Below are 17,074 nucleotides of genomic sequence, written 5' to 3'. Positions count from 1 at the left end.
ACTCCGTTTCAACTGGTGGTGGTGGGTTCGGCAGGTGTTTCGGCGCAGGCGGCGGCCGCGCTCAGCGGCAGCCGGACGATCATCCGGGTCTCCCCCGGACGCGATCGGGCCGTGATCGACCCGCGGTGGCGCTGGGTCACGATGCGGTAGCTGAGGTGCAGCCCGAGGCCGGTGCCCTTGCCCACGTCCTTGGTCGTGTAGAAGGGCTCGAAGATCCGCGGCAGGGACTCCCCGGGGATGCCCCGGCCGGTGTCGGCCACCTCCACGACCAGGCAGGCGCCCTCGGCCCGCACCCGCAGGGCCAGGGTGCCGGAGCCCTCCATGGCCTCGGCCGCGTTGTCGACCAGGTTCGTCCACACCTGGTTCAGCTCGCTCGGATAGCCCGTCAGTTCGGGCAGGTCCGGTTCGTACGCGCGCACGATGGTGATGCCGGCCAGCTTGGCACGCAGCACGACGAGCGTGTTCTCCAGTCCGTCGGGCACCGCGAAGCGCTGCTCGGGCGCCCGGTCGAGATTGGCGTAATCGCGGGTCGCGGCGACCAGCTGGGAGATCCTCGGACCGGCCGCCCGCAGCTCCGCGGCCAGCGCCCGGATCTCCAGCAGCGCCGCCAGGTGGTCGAGGGCGGCGGGCAGGGCCGGCTCGGCGATGCCCTCCAGCCGCTCCAGCAGCCAGCCCAGCTCCAGCCCGAGGTCCGCGACCCCGGCGCCGAGCAGTCCGGGGCGCTCGGCGCCCGCCTCCTCCGCCCAGTCGGCGACCTCCTCCTCGGCGTCGGCCTGGGCGAGCGGGTCGGTGGTGGCCGGCGGGGGCAGCTTGTCCAGCTCCTCCGCCAGCCGGTCGAGCACGGACCGCTCCGCGCCCCCGGCGGCGGCACCCCAGGCGTGGGCGCTGCGGGTGAGCCGGTCCAGGGCCGGAGACAGCTCCTGGGCCGCGCGGGCGACGGCGGCGGCCGGGTTGTTCAGCTCGTGCGCGAGGCCCGCGGCGAGCGTCCCGAGGGCCTCGACGGTGGCCCGCTTGCGGGCCTGCACCTCGGAGGACTTGATCCGCCAGGCCAGCACCGGGATCAGCACGGCCGCCACGCCGTTGCAGCGGGTCAGCATCGCGAAGAACACCGGCTTCGGGTAGGCGACGACGGTGGTCGCCGGACCGCTCGCGGCCGCCGTGGCCACGTACGCCCCGTCCGTCAGCAGCGGCAGCTCGCCGGTGAACCGGTGCGCGGCCGAGGGCTTGCCGTCGTGGTCCTCGGCGGCGGCGCTCTCCTCCTCGGTGGAGTGCCGGGTGAGGACCTCCTCCCGGCCGTCCACGACCTTGGTGACGACCAGCCCGCCCGAGAGCAGCACGTGGAAGCCGGTGGCCTGCTCGCCGTCGCGGAAGAGGACCTCCCCGTCGGCGAGGACCCGGGGCGCGGAGACCGAGACCAGCCAGTCGAGCTGCTCCCCGGTCAGCGCGGCGAAGATCTCCAGCCCGGCAAGGGCCCGGCGCAGGCCGGTGCCGCCGGGGCCGGTGCCGCCCGGATCGGTGCGGCCCGGATCGGTGCCGCCCGGATCGGTGCCGCCCGGATCGGTGCCGCCCGGATCGGTGCCGCCCGGATCGGTGCCGCCCGGGTCGGTGCCGTGCGCGGCGCTCATGGCGTACTCCCTTCGGCCCGGGTCCGGGCGGCCAGCCGCAGCGTGGCGGACAGGGCCAGGACGCACACCCCGGCGACGGCGGCCATGAAGCCGACGGAGGTGCGGTGCAGCCCGTGGATGTTGGTGAGCAGTCCGGCGAGGACCGCCGGCACGCTCATCGCGAGGTATGCGAAGACGTAGACGGCGGCGGTCAGTTCGCCGCGGTGCTCCGGTTCGGCCAGTGCGCTCAGCGCCCGGAAGGCGCCGAGGAAGGCCGCGCCCCAGCCGCTGCCGAGGACGGCCGTGCCGGCCAGGAACACGGCGGCCGAGCCGGTCCGGAGGGCGAGCAGGACCAGGGCGAGCCCGGCCAGCAGCCCGCCCAGGCCGAGGACGGCGGTCCGCAGCGGCGCGGTGCGGCCCAGCAGCAGCTGGGCCGCGGTGGCGGCGCCCGCCAGCAGGGCCACGGTGGCCCCGCCGACGAGGTAGTTGGTGCTCCGCAGCAGCACCAGGGCCAGGTGCGGCCCGAGCGAGAGGTAGAAGCCGCCGACGGTCCAGACGGCGACGACGGTGAGCACGAGGACGGCGAAGCGGCCGCGCACGGCGGCCGGGACGCCGATCCGGTGCGGGACGATCCGCCAGCTGCGCCCGCCGGGGCCGAGCGGGGCGCTCTCCCGCATCCGGGCGACCCCGACCAGCGTGATGGCGAACGCGGCGACGAGCAGCAGGTAGCTGAGCACGGTCGGGGCGGGCGCGTACTGGACGAGGAGCCCGGCGCCGATCCCGCCCAGCCCGATGCCCACCGTCGGCCCCGCGCTGTTGACCTGGGCGCCGAGCGCGGGCCGCGAGCGCGGGGAGAGTTCGAGCAGGGCCGCCCCCATGGCCCCGGTGGCCAGGCCCACGGCGAGCCCCTGCACGGCGCGGGCGGCGAGCAGCAGCCCGGGCCCCTGGGCGGCGGCGAACAGGCCCATGGAGGCGATCGCGAGGACCAGTCCGGCGCCCAGCACGGGGCGCCGGCCCAGGGTGTCGGACAGGGACCCGAACAGCAGGAGCCCGAGCAGGACGGTGACGGCGTAGACGGCGAAGACGACGGTGACCATCCCGGAGGACAGGTCCCATCTCTCCTGGTAGAGCACGTAGAGGGCGGACGGTACGGAGGAGGAGAGCATCAGCAGGACGAGGACCGCGCCCACGACCCAGAAACCGGAGCCCCCGGAGCCGGAGGCGGAGCCCCCGGAACCGGCGGCCGGCGGGCCACCCGGGCGCGGGGAAATCCCCGCGGTCGTCCTGGTCACGTCGGCCACTCCCGTCGATTCCCCGTGGGGGGCGATTCCCCGTGGTGGGCGGTCAGCCGAGGGCCTTTTCCGCCCTCTGCAGCGCGCGGGCGGTGAGTACCCCCGCGAGATGGCCGAGGTATTCGGCCGAGGCGCCGCGCCCGGGGACGAACAGCTCCCGGGGCTCGGCGCGGAAGGCCGCGAGCACGGCCTCCGTGGTGTACGGGCCCCCGCGCAGCCGGGCCTCGACCCCGCGCAGCCGCTGCGCGCGGGCGGCGGCCCCGGTGACCGCGATCCGCGGCCCGTCGGGGGTGATCCGCACGGCGGCGGCGCACACCGGGTGGCGGGTGGCCCGGTCGGCGGTCTTCTCGAAGGCGGCGGCCGGCCCGGCGGCGGGCACCAGCAGCGCGGTGATCACGGCCCCGGGCGGCGGCCCGGCGGCCTCCAGCTGCTCGGCGGTGACGGTGGTCCGTCCGCCGGGGCCCGCCAGCTCGACCACCGCTCCGGCGGCGAGGGCGGCCGCGGGCAGGTCGGTGGGGCGCGGCCCGCGGGCGGCCAGGTTGCCCCCGGCGGTCCCGAGGTTGCGGACCTGGGGGTCGCCGTTGGCGCGGGCGGCCGCGGCGAGCTCCGGTGCCTCGGCGAGCACGAGCGGGCTGCCCGCGAGCTCGGCGAGGGTGGTGAGCGCCCCGATCCGGATCCTGCCGGGGGTGCGGGCGATGCCCCGCAGCTCCGGCAGCCGGCGTACGTCGACGAGGAGGCGGGCGCTGTCCTCCCCGGCGCGCAGGGCGGGCAGCAGGCTCTGGCCGCCGGCCAGCACGCGGGCGCCCCGGGTGCCGGAGAGCAGGTCCAGGGCCTCGGCGAGGCCGGCGGGCCGGACGTAGCCGAAGTCGGTGAGGATCACGGGGCTCCTCCTCGCAGGCGGCGCCAGACCTTCTCGGGGGTGAGCGGCATGTCGATGTGCGTGACGCCCAGGTCGGACAGGGCGTCGACGACCGCGTTGACGACGGCCGCGGCGGGCGGCACGGTGGCGATCTCGCCGGCGCCCTTGGCGCCGAGCACGTTGTGCGGGGTGGGCGTGACCGTCCGGTCGAGCGTGAAGAACGGCGCGTCCGCCGCGCGCGGCAGGGCGTAGCTGCCGAGGTCGCGGGTGAGCAGGATGCCCTGGTCGTCGTAGACGGCGGCCTCCATGAGGGCCTGGCCGAGGCCGTGGACGATGCTGCCCTCGATCTGGCCGCGCACCACCTTCGGGTTGCCGACGTTCCCGGCGTCGTCGACGGCGGTGTACGCCACCACCGCGGTCTCGCCGGTGAGTTCGTCGACCTCGACGACGGCGACGTGGGTGCCGAAGGGGAAGTTGAAGTCCGGCGGGTCGAAGTGGGTGGTCTCGTCGAGGGCGGGCTCGATCCCGGGGGGCAGCCCCCAGCCGTACCAGAGGGCCATCGCCATCTCGGAGAACGTCTTGCCGTTGTCCGGGTTTCCGGCCTCGTGGACCCGGCCGGCGTCGTAGACGACCCGGTCCTCGGGGACGCCGAGGAGCACCGCGCCGGCCCGGACCATCTTGTCCTTGATCTTGCGGGCGGTGAGGGCGATCGCGGGCGCGGCCATGCTGTACGAGCGGGAGCCGTAGGTGCCCTGCCCGTACGGGGCCTTCAGCGTGTCCCCCTCGTACACCTGGACGGCGGCCGGGTCGATGCCGAGCTCGGCGGCGGCGACCTGCGCGAAGACCGTGCCGTGGCTCTGGCCGGTGGAGGCGGAGCCGACGGTGACGGCGACCTCGCCGGTGGGGTGGACGCGGATGTTGGCGCTCTCCCAGGTGCCGCCCAGCATGCCCTCCTGGGACATCCGGGTGGAGGGGCCGACCCCGCAGACGGCGACGTAGGTGGCGAGCCCGACGCCGAGCCGCTTGCCGCGGGCCCGGGCCTCGGCCTTGCGGGCGGGCATGTCGGGGTAGCCGGCCAGTTGCAGGGCCTTGTCGAAGTTCTCCCGGTAGCTGCCGGAGTCGTAGGTCCAGCCGAGGCCGTTGTCGTACGGGAAGCGGTCGTCCGGCACCAGGTTCCGGCGGCGGACCTCGGCCGGGTCCATGCGAATCTCGGCGGCGTACCGGTCGACGAGGCGCTCCATCAGGAACGCGGCCTCGGCGCGGCCGCTGCCGCGCTGGGCGCCGAGCGGCACGGTGTTGGTGAAGGCGGCGTAGACCTCGCAGAACGCGGCGGGGATCTCGTACATGCCGGTGATGGAGCGGCCCATGAGGGCGGTGGCGACGCCGGGGCCGATGGTCGACGGGTAGGCGCCGAGGTTGGCGTGGCTGGTGCAGCGGACGGCGGTGATGCGGCCGTCGCGGGTGCCGGCGAGGGTGGCGTGCTGGCGGTGGTCGCGGCCCTGGACGGTGGAGTTCATCAGGCCGGTGCGGGTGTCGACCCATTTCACGGGCCGGCCGAGCGCCTTGGACAGCAGCAGGACCAGCGCCATGTCGGGGTAGAGGTACCCCTTGGTGCCGAAGCTGCCGCCGACGGTCGGGGCGATCACCCGGAGCTTGTTGAAGGGGATGCCGAGGACCAGCGCGGACAGCAGGAAGCGGTGGTTGTGCGGGCCCTGGGTGGTGGCGTACAGGGTGTACTCGCCGGTGGCGGCGTTGTGGTCGCCGACGGCCGCGCGGGGCTCGATGGGGCTGTTGACGGTGCGCTGGTTGACCAGGTCGAGCTCGACGGTGACCTCGGCCGCGGCGATGGCCGCGTCGGTGGCCTCCTTGTCGCCGCAGGTCCAGTACGCGTTCAGGTTGCCCGGGACGGCTTCGTGCAGCTGCGGGGCGCCGTCGGCGAGGGCGTGGTCGGCGCGGGTGACGACGGGCAGCGGCTCGTACTCGACGGCGATGGCGGCCAGGGCCGCGGCGGCCTGCTGCGGGGTCTCGGCGACGACGGCGGCGATTGGGTCGCCGACGTGCCGGACGGTGTCGCCGGAGAGGACCGGGCGGGCGCCGGGAAGTCCGTAGGGGTGGGGCGGGAAGTGGCTCTCGACGCCGCCGGGGATCCAGATGCAGGGCAGCGGCATGACGTCGGGGAAGTCGGCGGCGGTGGCCACCTTCAGCACGCCGGGCAGCTGCTCGGCGGCCTTGGTCTCGATGGACAGGATCCGCGCGTGGGCGAGCGGGCTGCCGAGGATGGCCATGTGGGCGGTGCCGGGCAGGTTGACGTCTGCGACGTACACGGCCTGGCCTCGCAGCAGCTGCGGGTCCTCGCGGGCGTCGAGGGGCGCTCCGAGCACACCGCCGCCCTGCGCCTGCTTCTGCGCCTGCCCCTGCGGCTCCGCCCGGTCCTGCTCCTGCTCCTGGAGCGGGTTCTCCCCCGTCACGGCGGTCATGGCGTCACCCCTCCTGTCCGGACGCGGTGGCGGGCACGGCCGTGCTTTCCCCGAGCCCTTCGGGGACCTCGGCCCGGGCGGCCGCGCAGGCGCGCTGCACCCCCCGTACGACGCTGTGGTAGCCGGTGCAGCGGCACAGGTTGCCGGTGAGCCACTCCCGGATCTCGGGCTCGGTCGGGGCCGCGCGGTCGGCGGCGTCGTCGGTGAGCGCAGTTTCGACGAGCTCGCCCAGGGCCATGACCATGCCGGGGGTGCAGAACCCGCACTGGGTGCCGTGCTCCTCGCGCAGCGCCTCCTGGAGGCCGGTGAGCCCGCCGTCCTCCGCGGCGACCCCCTCGATGGTGGTCACCGCGGAGCCGGCGGCCGCGGCGGTGAGGACGAGGCAGCTCTTGACGGAGCGGCCGTCCAGGCGGACGACGCAGGAGCCGCACTGCCCGGTGTCGCAGCCGATCTTGGTGCCGGTCAGGCCGAGGCCGTCCCGGAGCCGTTCCACGAGCAGTTCGTTCGGCCGGGCCGAGAACCGCTCGGGTCTTCCGTTCACGTTCAGTGAGAGATCCATGCCAGCGCCTGCGCTTCCGTGAGCGGCCGGTTGAAAAGGGGCCCGCCGGGCTGCTGGAGAATTCCTCCGGAGTGCAGGGGGCCGGTGTCGACGGCGGCGAATCCGAGGTCCGTGATGATTCCCGCGACGATTTCCTTCGCTTTTCCGTCGTCGCCCGCCGTGAAATGGGCCAGGCGCTCGCCCCGGGCGGTGCCGGCGACGGCGAGGGTTTCGTAATGCATGGTGTTCAGGGACTTCACGACCCGGGCGCCGGGGTACCAGTCGGCGACGAGTTCGCTGGAGGTGCGCCCGCCGAGGTCGGCGGGGGTGCCCGGGCCGCCGAACGCGTTCGTGGCGTCCACCAGCACCCGGTCGCGCAGGGAGTCCGGCGGGAGCAGCCCGCGGACGCTCGCGTGGGGCAGCATCAGCACCAGGAGGTCTGCCCGTTCGGCGGCCTCGGCGGGGTGCGCCGCCGAGGCCGCCGGGCCCAGTTCGGCCAGTAACGGGCCGATGGACTGCGGGCCGCGGGCGTTCGCCAGCACGACCTCGTGGCCGGCGGCCGCCAGGATGCGTGCGAGGGTGGAGCCGATCCGCCCGGTGCCGATGATGCCTGTGCGCATGTGCCTCTCCTCGTCGTGGCTGTGGGTGCCGTCCGGCCGTCAGTCCATGCCGATCCAGACCGACTTGGTCTGGGTGTAGCTTTCGAGGGATTCGGGTCCGCACTCGCGCCCGTAGCCGGAGGCCTTGTAGCCGCCGTAGGGCACCGAGGGGTCGTACTGGTTGTAGCAGTTGACCCAGACCGTGCCGGCCTTGATCTGGGAGGCGACCCGGTGCGCCCGCCGCAGGTCCTTGGTGTGGACGCCGGCGGCGAGGCCGTACGCGCTGTCGTTGGCGATGCGGATGGCGTCTTCCTCGGTGTCGAACGGGATGATCGACAGGACCGGGCCGAAGATCTCCTCCTGGGCGATCCGCATGCCGTTGTCGACGCCGGTGAAGACGGTCGGCAGGAAGTACAGGCCCTGGCTGGAGGCTCCCTCGGGGGTCCAGCCGGTGCCGCCGGTGCGCAGGACGGCGCCTTCCTTCTCGCCGATCTCGATGTACGAGCTGACCTTGTCGAACTGGCCGCGGTGGGCCAGCGGCCCGAACAGGGTCTCCGGGTCGCGCGGGTCGCCGGGCTTGAGGGCGGCGGCCCGGCGGACCAGGCGCTCGACCAGCTCGTCGTGGATCGGGCGCTGGAGCAGCAGCCGGGAGCCGGCGGTGCAGATCTCGCCCTTGTTGTAGTAGATGCCGAAGAACGCGAGCTCCTCGGCGGCGTCGAGGTCGGCGTCGGCGAAGACGATGTTGGCGGACTTGCCGCCGAGCTCCATCGTGACCTTCTTCAGGGTGCCGGCCGACTTGCGGATGATCGACTGGCCGACGGCGGTGGAGCCGGTGAAGGCGATCTTGTCGATGCCGGGGTGGTCGGTGAGGGTCTCGCCGAGCTCCACGCCGGGGCCGGTGATCACGTTGAGCACGCCGTCCGGGATCTCCGCCTCCTGGAAGAGCTCGGCGATCTTCAGGGCGGTGAGCGGGGTGGCCGGGGAGGGCTTGTGGACGACCGTGTTCCCTGCCGCCAGGGCGGGTGCGATCTTCGTCATCGACAGCAGGAGCGGGAAGTTGAAGGGGGTGATGGCGCAGACGACGCCGAGCGGCTCGCGCAGGGTGTAGGCGAGCTGTCCGCCGGCCGGGGCCCTGGAGGAGCCGTCGACGCGGGTGACGGCGCCGGCGTAGTAGTGCATCAGCTGGGCGGCCATGGGGGCGTCGACCGTGCTGGAGAAGGCGAACGGCTTGCCCATGTCCACCGTCTCCAGCAGGGCGATCTCCTCCAGGTCGCGTTCGATGAGTTCGCCGACCCGGTTCAGCCGCAGGGCGCGCTCCTGGGCGGACAGTCTGCTCCAGGGACCCTCCTCGTACGCCGCGCGGGCGGCGGCCACGGCCGCGTCCGCGTCGTCGGCGGCGGCCTGGGCCACCGGTACGATCTCCTGTCCGTCCACGGGGCTGATGTCGGGCTCGGTCCGGCCGTCCTGTGCCGGTACCCACTTTCCGCCGATGAACAGCTTCCCGGGGTTGGCCAAGGGCTGGCCGCCGATCGCGCGCCTGGTCATGGCTGATGCCTTCCGGTGTCGGGGGTGCGGGGTGCTAGCCCTTCGCGAGCTGCTGCAGGAACGTCTCGGCGAGGGCCTTCGATGAGTACGGGTTCTGGCCGGTGGTGAGCCTCCGGTCGACGACGACGTGGGAGTCCCAGATCGCGTCGGCCTTCTCGTAGCGGGCGCCGAGCCGGGTCAGCTCGGTCTCCAGGATCAGCGGGAGCCGGCCGGCCATGCTGGTGACCAGTTCCTCGCTGTGCGAGAAGGCGGTCATCCGGTAGCCCTCGAAGGGCCAGCGGCCCTCGCCGTCGCGCAGGGCGAGCAGCGCGGTGTGGCCGTGGCAGACGGTGGCGATCGGCTTGTCCCGGGCGATGGCCCAGCGCAGGACCTGGGCGACGGCGTCGGACTTGGGGAGGTCTCCGATGGCGCCGTGGCCGCCGCTGACGTACAGGCCGTCGTACGCGGTGATGTCCTGCTCGGTCAGGGACTCCACGGCGAGGGGGCTCTTGAGCTGGGGGGTGTTCTCGATGACTCTGACGTACTCGGCGGCGTTGGCGGTGTCCTCGTCGGGTGAGCCCTGGGGGCGGACCCACTTGAGGAACCGGGGGTCGATGCTGGTCCGGTCCACGGTGGGGGTCCGGCCGCCGATCGTCGCCACGTCGACGGTGTGGCCGGCGGCGGTGAACTCGCTGTAGGGGACCACGAATTCCTCGGCCCAGAATCCCGAGGGGTGTTCTTCTCCGTCCAGCAGGTGGAGGGTTGCCTTGGCCGTCATGACGACAAGAATCTTCATGACTTCTTTCTCCTTGTTCAGGAATCGCTGCCGATTCAACACGCCGCTCGCGGAGGGCGTAAGGGGGGAGCGTCAGGCGCGGGATACTTCGTCACGTGCGTCCAACGCGGAGATGATGGTGCGGAATTCACCGACCAGGGGGTGGTCGGGGTGCGCTTCGGCGAATATGCGTTCGCCGTAGAGGGCGGCCATTTCCGGGACGTACGGGAGGATTCCGGCCAGAGGGGCGCCGTACACCTCCTCGGCCCGGCGGCGGGCCTCGTTCCGGTCGACCCCCACGGGAGCCATGCTCACGACAAGTGCGCGGCGGCAGGCGAGCCGCCCGGCGAGGGCGATCGTCTCCTCCACCCCCATCAGGTCGATCCGGTCCGCCCTTGCCATGATCATCAGCACGTCGGCGCTCGCCATGGCGGCCACCGACTCGTTGTTCAGCCCGGCATGGGTGTCGAGCAGCAGGACGTCCAGCCCGTAGTGGTCCGCGAGCCGGTCGAAGCCCTCGGGCAGCAGCCCGACGTCGTACCCGCTCGCCATGAGCTCGCGCAGGTCCGCCGTCCCGGTCCGGGCCGGCACGACGTACGGCCCGCGCGGGCCCGCCCGCCGGGCGGCCGCCTCGATCTCGCACCGCCCCAGCAGGTAGTCGGCCAGGGAGGGACCCGGGCCGAGCCCGAAGAGCAGGTCCAGGGTGGGCGACTGGATGTCGGTGTCGACCACCCCCACCCGGCGCCCCTCGCCCGCCAGCAGCAGGGCGAGGTTGGCCAGGACCGAGGACTTCCCGGTGCCGCCGCGGTGCGAGTGCACCACGATGGTCCGGGCCATCACGCCACCGCCGTACGGCCCGCGGCGGGACGGTCCGCCGCGGCCGGGCCGGCGTGCGGCCCCCGCGCCGCACGCGGTTCGCGGCCTTCCCGGTCCCTCCGGGGGCGCTGGGGACCGGCGGCCCCTCCGGGCCGGTGCAGGGCCAGCATGGTGATGTCGTCGTGCTGTTCGGCTGTGCCGGTGTGCTCGCGTACGGCCGCGTCCATCCGGTCGACCACCTCACTGCCGCTCCCCGGGGGGCCGGCGAGCAGCTCCAGCATCCGCGTGTCCCCGAGGAACGTGCCGTCGGGGCAGCGGGCCTCCGGCACTCCGTCGGTGAACACGAACAGGGTGTCCCCGTGGTTCAGCTGGGCGTAGCCGAGCGTGTACACGCAGTCGGGCAGCACCCCGACGGCCGGCCCGGTGACGTCCAGCGCGAGCGGTTCCCCGCCGTCGGCACGGAGCAGCAGCGGCGGGTTGTGGCCGCCGTTGATGTAGACGAGGCTGCCGGTCAGCGGGTCGAGCACACCGAAGAACAGGGTGGCGAAGTACCCCTGTCTGAGGTGGTTGCGGGTGAGGTACCCGTTGGTGGCGGTGACCGCGTTGAGCAGCGGGGTGGCGCCGACGACGGGGATGCGGCGGCTGCCGCCCGCGCGTCCGGCGGCCACCAGGTGCTGCAGTCCGCTGTTCTCCGCGGTGTGCCGCAGCAGGGAGCGGATGAGCGCCATGAAGAGCGCCGCCCCGACCCCCTTGTCGCAGACGTCGGCGACGACGACGGCGAGTCTGCGGCCCCGGGATATCTCGAACACGTCGTAGAAGTCGCCCGCGACCTGCCGGGCGGGCCGGAACCGGACGTCGATCTCCCAGCCCTCGGGGACCGGCAGGGCGTCGGGCAGGAAGCCGGCCTGGATCTCGCGGCCGATCTCCAGCTCCTTCTCGTAGCCCATGAGCTCGGCGCGGGCGTCGGCCTCCCGCAGGGTGCGGCCGAGTCCGGCGCGCTCGGAGCAGCTGTGCAGCCGGGCCCCGACCAGGGCGGGCAGGAACGGGGGGACGAGGTAGTCGTGGCCGAGCCGGACGTGCTGCTCCAGGGCGGCGAACCCGGTCACCGTCCAGACGACGACGATCGGCGCCCCGGCCCAGCCCCGCAGCCGGCGTACGGCCAGGCGTACGGCATCCCCCTCGGTCTCCGCCGGGGCGAGCAGCACGTCGGCGACGGGCAGCGCGTCCGGCGGGCCGCCGAGCAGCTCGCCCAGGGTGAGGCCGACCAGCTCCGCGTCCATCAGGCGCAGCGCGTCGAGGAGTTCGCCGGGCGGCGGGGGGTACTCGTCGAGGATGATCACGGTGGAGGGCATCGGTCCGTCCCCTCGGCTGTGACGGTCAGCGTGCTGATGTTGCGGCCGTCCCTGCGTGCGTAGCCGAACCCGTCCACGCTGGTCAGCGCCAGGTGGATGCCGAGGCCGCCGATCCGTCGGCGCTCGGGGGGAGTCCCGGGGGCGGGCGGCACGCGCCCCGCGACGGGGTCGAAGGCGGGCGCGCCGTCCACGAGGACGATCTGCACCCGGCCGGGGCCGGAGCGGCCGCGGACGGTGATCCGCCCGCCGCCGCCCCGGTACCCGTGCATGACGATGTTCGTGGCCAGCTCGTCCACGGCCAGCCGGATCCGGTACGTGGCCCGCTTGTCGAGGCCCGCCACGGCGGCCAGCCGCAGGACGAACGCGGCGATCTCGCCCAGCGCCCCCAGCGTGGCGGACACCTCCAGTTCGGCGGGCGTCCTCGCCAGTTCGGCCATCTCGCTCCGGCGGCTCACCGGTCGGAGAGAACGATGCTGCGGTCGAGCCCGGCCGTCCGGATGGTCCGGGAGACGGGCTCGATGGCGCCGACCACCTTGATGGTCACGTGGTCCGCGACCTTCTGCTGGGCGAAGACCAGGGACCGCAGCCCGGCGCTGGCCATGTAGCCGACCCCGGCCATCCTGATCTCGACCGTGGACGTGCCGTGCCCGGCGGCCTTCTCGATGGTCTGGTGGAACTCCGGCGCGGTCTTGGCGTCCAGCTCGCCCGCCAGCTCGATCACGGTGGTGTCGCCCTCGATGCTCAGGGACACGGAAAGCGGCATGTCAGGTCTCCTTCGGGCGTACGGGTCGGAAGGGTGCGGCCGGGTCCCGCCGCGGGGCGGCGCCCCGCGGCGGGACCGCGGCTAGAGCGCGCGGTCCGGGTTCGGGGTGCGGCCGACCAGGACCACCACCGAGCGCGGGCCGATCAGGTACTTCCCGGCGTTGTCCAGCTCGGGCTCGGTGCCGGGGGTGCGGATGTCGTGCGGAGCCTCGGCCCCGGTGTCCGCGAACAGGTGCCAGCTGCGGCCGTGCGGCAGCGCCGGCAGCTCCAGGTCGTGCGCCTCCCAGTGGGAGTTCATGGCCACGTAGACGACGTCGTCGTCGCCGAGGCCGCAGCGGGCCACCGCCAGCAGCCTGCTCTCGCCCGACCAGTCGGGCTGCCAGGCCCGCGCGCCGTGCCAGCTGATGTCCGGCAGGCCCAGGTCCTCGCGGATCTGCCCGGTCGGGTGGGAGGTGGAGCGCAGCTCCCGGTGGCGGCCCCGGAAGGCGATCATCTCCCGGGTGAAGCGGAGCAGTTCGGCGTTCTCGTCGACCTGGCCCCAGTCGAACCAGGACAGCTCGTTGTCCTGGCAGTAGGTGTTGTTGTTGCCCTGCTGGGTGCGGCCGACCTCGTCCCCGGCCAGCAGCATCGGGATGCCCTGGCTGGTGAAGAGGATCGCCAGCGCGTTCTTCGTCTGGCGCAGCCGCAGCTCGTTCACCGCGGGGTCGTCGGTGGGCCCCTCCGCCCCGCAGTTCCAGCTGTTGTTGTCGTTCGCCCCGTCGTTGTTGCCCTCGCCGTTGGCCTCGTTGTGCTTGTCGTTGTACGCGACGAGGTCGGCCAGGGTGAAGCCGTCGTGGGCGGTGAGGAAGTTGACCGAGGCGGAGGTGCCGCGGCCGGAATACAGGTCCGGCGAGCCGGCGAGCCGGGTGGCCAGCTCCCCGGCGACCCCGGCGTCGCCCTTGAGGAAGCGGCGCACGGTGTCGCGGTACTTGCCGTTCCACTCCGCCCAGCGGCCGTACGCCGGGAAGTTGCCGACCTCGTAGAGTCCGCCCGCGTCCCAGGCCTCGGCGATGAGCTTGGTGTGCCGCAGGACCGGGTCGAACGCGAGCGTCTCCAGCAGCGGCGGGTTGGGCAGCGGCGTGCCGTCGGGGGAGCGGCCGAGGATGGCCGCGAGGTCGAAGCGGAACCCGTCGATGTGGTAGTCGGCGACCCAGTGGCGCAGGCAGTCGAGGACGAAGTTGCGCACGACGGGGTGGTTGCAGTTGACGGTGTTGCCGGTGCCGCTGAAGTTGAAGTAGTACCCCTCCGGCGTGAGCATGTAGTAGGTGGCGTTGTCGAGGCCCTTGAAGGAGATCGTCGGGCCCTGCTCGTTGCCCTCGGCGGTGTGGTTGAAGACCACGTCGAGGATGACCTCGATGCCGGCGGCGTGCAGGTCCTTGATCAGGGTGCGGAACTCGTCGCCCTGCATCCCGTAGCGTCCGGTGGCCGCGTAGCCGGCCTTGGGCGCGAAGAACGAGACGGTGTTGTAGCCCCAGTAGTCGTAGAGCCGCTCGCCCGTCTCCGGGTCGGTCCGCGGGTTGTCGCTCTCGTCGAACTCGAACACCGGGAGCAGCTCGATGCAGTTGACCCCGAGCTCCTTCAGGTACGGGATCTTCTCCCGCATCCCCGCGAACGTGCCGGGGGCGGTGACCTGCGAGGAGGGGTGCCGGGTGAAGCCGCGCACATGGGTCTCGTAGACGACGAGGTCCTCGGCGGGCAGCCGCAGCGGTGTGTCGTCCCCCCAGTCGAAGTCCTGCAGGCAGACCCGGGAGCGGTACTGGTAGCCGCGGCTGCGGTCCGGCTCCACGCCCCACACGTCCCGGCCGGCGATCAGCCGGGCGTAGGGGTCGGAGAGGACCTGGCGGGCGTCGAAGCGGTGGCCGGTGACCGGGTCGTAGGGGCCGTCGGCCCGGTACCCGTACTCGATGTTCTCGTGGTCGAGGCCGAAGACCGTCATGGCGAAGACGCTGCCGGTGCGGAATTCCTCGGGGAACTCCAGTTCGGCCATCGGCTCGGGCTCTCCGCGCTTGAAGATGACCAGGGTCATGGAGGTGGCCTGGTCGGAGTAGACGGAGAAGCTGACCCCGCCGGGGACCACGTTGGCCCCGAACGGGTAGGGCTTGCCCGCGCGGACGCGGTACCCGCCCACTTCGTGGGTCGGGTACGCGTCGACGCGCAGGACTTGCTCGGACCGGGACTCGGTCATCGGGCGACCGCGCTCTCGACCGGGGTCCTGGTCCTGTCAGCGGCCCGGGTGCCCGCCTTGGCCTTCGCCTCGGCCGCGGCGGCCTCGCCGGTCTCGAAGAAGTCGAGGAAGCCGGTGGCCGACATGACGAACCGGACTTCCTCGCTCACCCCGTACAGGGTGACGGCGACGCCGGCGTGCTGTGCCTCGCGGTAGACGACCAGCAGCGTGCGCAGACCCGCGCTGGAGACGTACGTGACGGCCGTGAGGTCGATGCGCAGCGGCCTGCCCTCGCGGACCAGCGGCAGGAGCGCCGCCAGCAGCTGTCCCGAGGTCTCGCTGTTGATCTCGCCGGTGGCGACGAGCACGGTGCCCGCCTTGTTCCGGCGTTCCTTCACGTTCAGAGTCATGGCTTGCTTTCCCCTTCTCTCGGGGCGCCCCCCGTTGAGCGCTATGACGTCACCGGCCGCAGCCGGACCTTGACCTTGACCCGCCCCTGGACGTCGGGCAGCCGGACCGTGAGCCCGTCCGCGTCGAAGTCCGTGTACGGCTTCTCGTCGATCTCGACGGACGCAATCCGCACCGAGCCCGCCGGCAGCAGGTCGGGCGAGACGCGCAGCACGCGGTCGGGCAGGCCGGCCGGGTCGGGCTTGAAGTGGAAGTCCATCTCCCGGCCGTTGATGAGCAGGTTGTTGTAGACGGCGGCGAGGTAGCAGAGCTCCGCCGAGTGGTACATGGACATCGAGTGGCTGCCCTTGAGCCGCTCGGTCCCGAGCAGGTACGGGGTACCGCTCGCGAGGACGTTGAAGTAGACGGCTCCCTCGTCGTGGTCGAGGAAGAAGGTGTTGTAGAAGGACTCGGCCTGCCGGGCCTCGCGCAGGAAGTCCTCGCTGCCGATGGTGCCGTGCAGGATGAGGTAGGCGAGGATCGCCTGCTCCTGCTGCCACCAGGCCTTGCGGTCGTGCCAGGCGAAGCGGTACGCCTCCTGGTCGCCCTGCTTGATCCGTTCGACCACGTCGTACCAGCCGCCGCGCTGGAGGTCGCTGCCGGCGTCCGGCATGATCTCGCCGATCTTCCGGGCGAGGTCGGCGTAGGCGGGCTTGGCCTTCAGCGAGTTCATCCGCATCAGGTTCCAGGCGATCTTCAGGTTGTGGCCGACGACCGCGCGGTTCTGCTGCCAGCTGTGCTCGGTGTCGTGCGACCAGTCGCGGAAGAAGCGCTCCTGCACGAAGGGGCTGTGCCCGTAGTCCGGGAACCGCTCCGCGATGGTGTCGAAGGTGTACTCCAGGAAGTCGGCGTACTTCGGGTCGCCGGTCGCCAGGTACAGGTTGATCAGGTACGCGGGCGCGTGGTCGCCGACCGAGTTCCAGTTCTTGCGCTCGGCGTTCTCGCCGAGGGACTCGTGGTCCGCGCTGAACAGGATCGGGTCGATGTGCGAGTAGTAGCCGCCCTGCTCGCGGTCGAGGAAGAACGTGTCGAAGAGCCGGATGGTGGCGTCGGCGTCGTTCTTGATCCGCACGTCGCCGGTGACCCGGTAGGTCTGGATCGGGCCGGCGAGGGCGTAGATCTGCTCGTACATCGGGATCGCGTCGTAGTCGTCGGCGAACTCCGAGGTGAACAGTTTCTTCTCGGTGTCCCCGTCGACGCTGATGCCGTGGTACCAGTAGACGACGTCCTCTTCGCTGTCCACGACCCGCATGTGCTTGCGCAGGTACTCGGTGCCGCGCTCGGCGACCTCCAGGTACTCGTCCTTGCCGGTCAACAGGTAGGCCGAGGCCATGCCGTAGACCAGGCGGGAGATCGTGTCGGTCTCCTGGACGTGGCTGGCGGTCTTGTCGCCGCCGAGCCGGATCTCGGTGCGGTACTCGGTGAAGTCGACCGGCCCGTCGCCGAACTGGGCCCGCTTGTAGAAGTCGGCCAGCGACTCGATCTGCCTGACCCACCAGCCCGACTCCTCGAACCGGTAGTCCTCGGCGCCGCGGCCCAGGAACACCAGGCGCTTGGCGTCGAACCGGCCGCCGTGCTCGGGGTAGTGGACGCCGTAGGCATAGAGGTACCGGCCGGGCGAGAGCATCTCGTCGATGTGCCCGGAGGCGTCGATGTACGGCTCGTCGAGGTTGCGGACCAGCTCGGCGCTGGGGCCGGAGGCCAGCGAGACGTCGAACTCGCGGCCGTCCGAGGTCTTCAGGCGCAGCAGGCGGGAGGCGGTGTCGAACCGGCTGACGTAGCCCGCGATGGTGTCGGAGAAGGAGAAGCTCACGGCGTCCGCCATG

General features: G+C 72.6%; 15 protein-coding genes. All 15 read right to left on the bottom strand.

The window, feature by feature from the left end:
* Positions 1-8 precede the first annotated feature (8 nt).
* Positions 9-1,625: an ATP-binding protein gene (locus ACIQUT_RS14665; RefSeq protein ID WP_403563005.1), complete on the bottom strand. Its 1,617-nt coding sequence runs from the start codon at positions 1,623-1,625 to the stop codon at positions 9-11.
* The gene (locus tag ACIQUT_RS14660) at positions 1,622-2,896 is read right to left on the bottom strand and encodes an MFS transporter (protein ID WP_403563003.1); all 1,275 of its coding nucleotides are present in this window, start codon (positions 2,894-2,896) and stop codon (positions 1,622-1,624) included. Before ACIQUT_RS14660 ends, ACIQUT_RS14665 begins: the two co-directional genes overlap by 4 nt.
* 52 nt (positions 2,897-2,948) lie before the next feature.
* Positions 2,949-3,776: an FAD binding domain-containing protein gene (locus ACIQUT_RS14655; RefSeq protein WP_403563001.1), complete on the bottom strand. Its 828-nt coding sequence runs from the start codon at positions 3,774-3,776 to the stop codon at positions 2,949-2,951.
* On the bottom strand, positions 3,773-6,232 hold the full coding sequence (locus ACIQUT_RS14650) for a xanthine dehydrogenase family protein molybdopterin-binding subunit (RefSeq protein ID WP_403562999.1): 2,460 nt from the start codon (positions 6,230-6,232) through the stop codon (positions 3,773-3,775). The genes ACIQUT_RS14655 and ACIQUT_RS14650 overlap by 4 nt, the downstream gene beginning before the upstream one ends.
* 4 nt (positions 6,233-6,236) lie before the next feature.
* The gene (locus ACIQUT_RS14645) at positions 6,237-6,791 is read right to left on the bottom strand and encodes a (2Fe-2S)-binding protein (RefSeq protein ID WP_403562997.1); all 555 of its coding nucleotides are present in this window, start codon (positions 6,789-6,791) and stop codon (positions 6,237-6,239) included.
* Positions 6,776-7,390: an NADPH-dependent F420 reductase gene (locus ACIQUT_RS14640; RefSeq protein ID WP_403562995.1), complete on the bottom strand. Its 615-nt coding sequence runs from the start codon at positions 7,388-7,390 to the stop codon at positions 6,776-6,778. Before ACIQUT_RS14640 ends, ACIQUT_RS14645 begins: the two co-directional genes overlap by 16 nt.
* Before the next feature lie 39 nt (positions 7,391-7,429).
* The gene (locus ACIQUT_RS14635; protein ID WP_403562993.1) at positions 7,430-8,914 is read right to left on the bottom strand and encodes an aldehyde dehydrogenase family protein; all 1,485 of its coding nucleotides are present in this window, start codon (positions 8,912-8,914) and stop codon (positions 7,430-7,432) included.
* Positions 8,915-8,948: 34 nt separating this feature from the next.
* A complete protein-coding gene (locus ACIQUT_RS14630) occupies positions 8,949-9,689 on the bottom strand; it encodes a type 1 glutamine amidotransferase domain-containing protein (RefSeq protein WP_403562992.1) in 741 nt (246 codons plus the stop codon).
* A gap of 72 nt (positions 9,690-9,761) precedes the next feature.
* Entirely contained in the window at positions 9,762-10,505 is a 744-nt protein-coding gene (locus tag ACIQUT_RS14625) for an AAA family ATPase (RefSeq protein WP_403562990.1), read from the bottom strand.
* Entirely contained in the window at positions 10,505-11,836 is a 1,332-nt protein-coding gene (locus tag ACIQUT_RS14620; RefSeq protein WP_403562989.1) for a PP2C family protein-serine/threonine phosphatase, read from the bottom strand. The genes ACIQUT_RS14625 and ACIQUT_RS14620 overlap by 1 nt, the downstream gene beginning before the upstream one ends.
* Positions 11,821-12,291, bottom strand: coding sequence for an ATP-binding protein (locus ACIQUT_RS14615; RefSeq protein ID WP_403562987.1), 471 nt, complete (start codon positions 12,289-12,291; stop codon positions 11,821-11,823). The genes ACIQUT_RS14620 and ACIQUT_RS14615 overlap by 16 nt, the downstream gene beginning before the upstream one ends.
* The gene (locus ACIQUT_RS14610) at positions 12,288-12,599 is read right to left on the bottom strand and encodes an STAS domain-containing protein (RefSeq protein ID WP_403562985.1); all 312 of its coding nucleotides are present in this window, start codon (positions 12,597-12,599) and stop codon (positions 12,288-12,290) included. Before ACIQUT_RS14610 ends, ACIQUT_RS14615 begins: the two co-directional genes overlap by 4 nt.
* A gap of 81 nt (positions 12,600-12,680) precedes the next feature.
* Complete coding sequence (glgX, locus tag ACIQUT_RS14605) at positions 12,681-14,822, bottom strand: glycogen debranching protein GlgX (RefSeq protein WP_403562983.1); 2,142 nt, start codon at positions 14,820-14,822, stop codon at positions 12,681-12,683.
* Entirely contained in the window at positions 14,819-15,211 is a 393-nt protein-coding gene (locus ACIQUT_RS14600; RefSeq protein ID WP_403562981.1) for an STAS domain-containing protein, read from the bottom strand. The genes glgX and ACIQUT_RS14600 overlap by 4 nt, the downstream gene beginning before the upstream one ends.
* Before the next feature lie 41 nt (positions 15,212-15,252).
* Positions 15,253-17,073 carry an AGE family epimerase/isomerase gene (locus ACIQUT_RS14595; protein ID WP_403562979.1) on the bottom strand — a complete coding sequence of 607 codons (1,821 nt, stop codon included), beginning with the start codon at positions 17,071-17,073 and terminating at the stop codon, positions 15,253-15,255.
* Between the last annotated feature and the right edge of the window lies 1 nt (position 17,074).

The organism is Streptomyces sp. NPDC090445, assembly GCF_044769385.1.
Taxonomy (GTDB): domain Bacteria; phylum Actinomycetota; class Actinomycetes; order Streptomycetales; family Streptomycetaceae; genus Streptomyces.
Note: the sequence above shows the minus strand (reverse complement) of the source record. Positions and strands in the feature narration are given on the sequence as shown.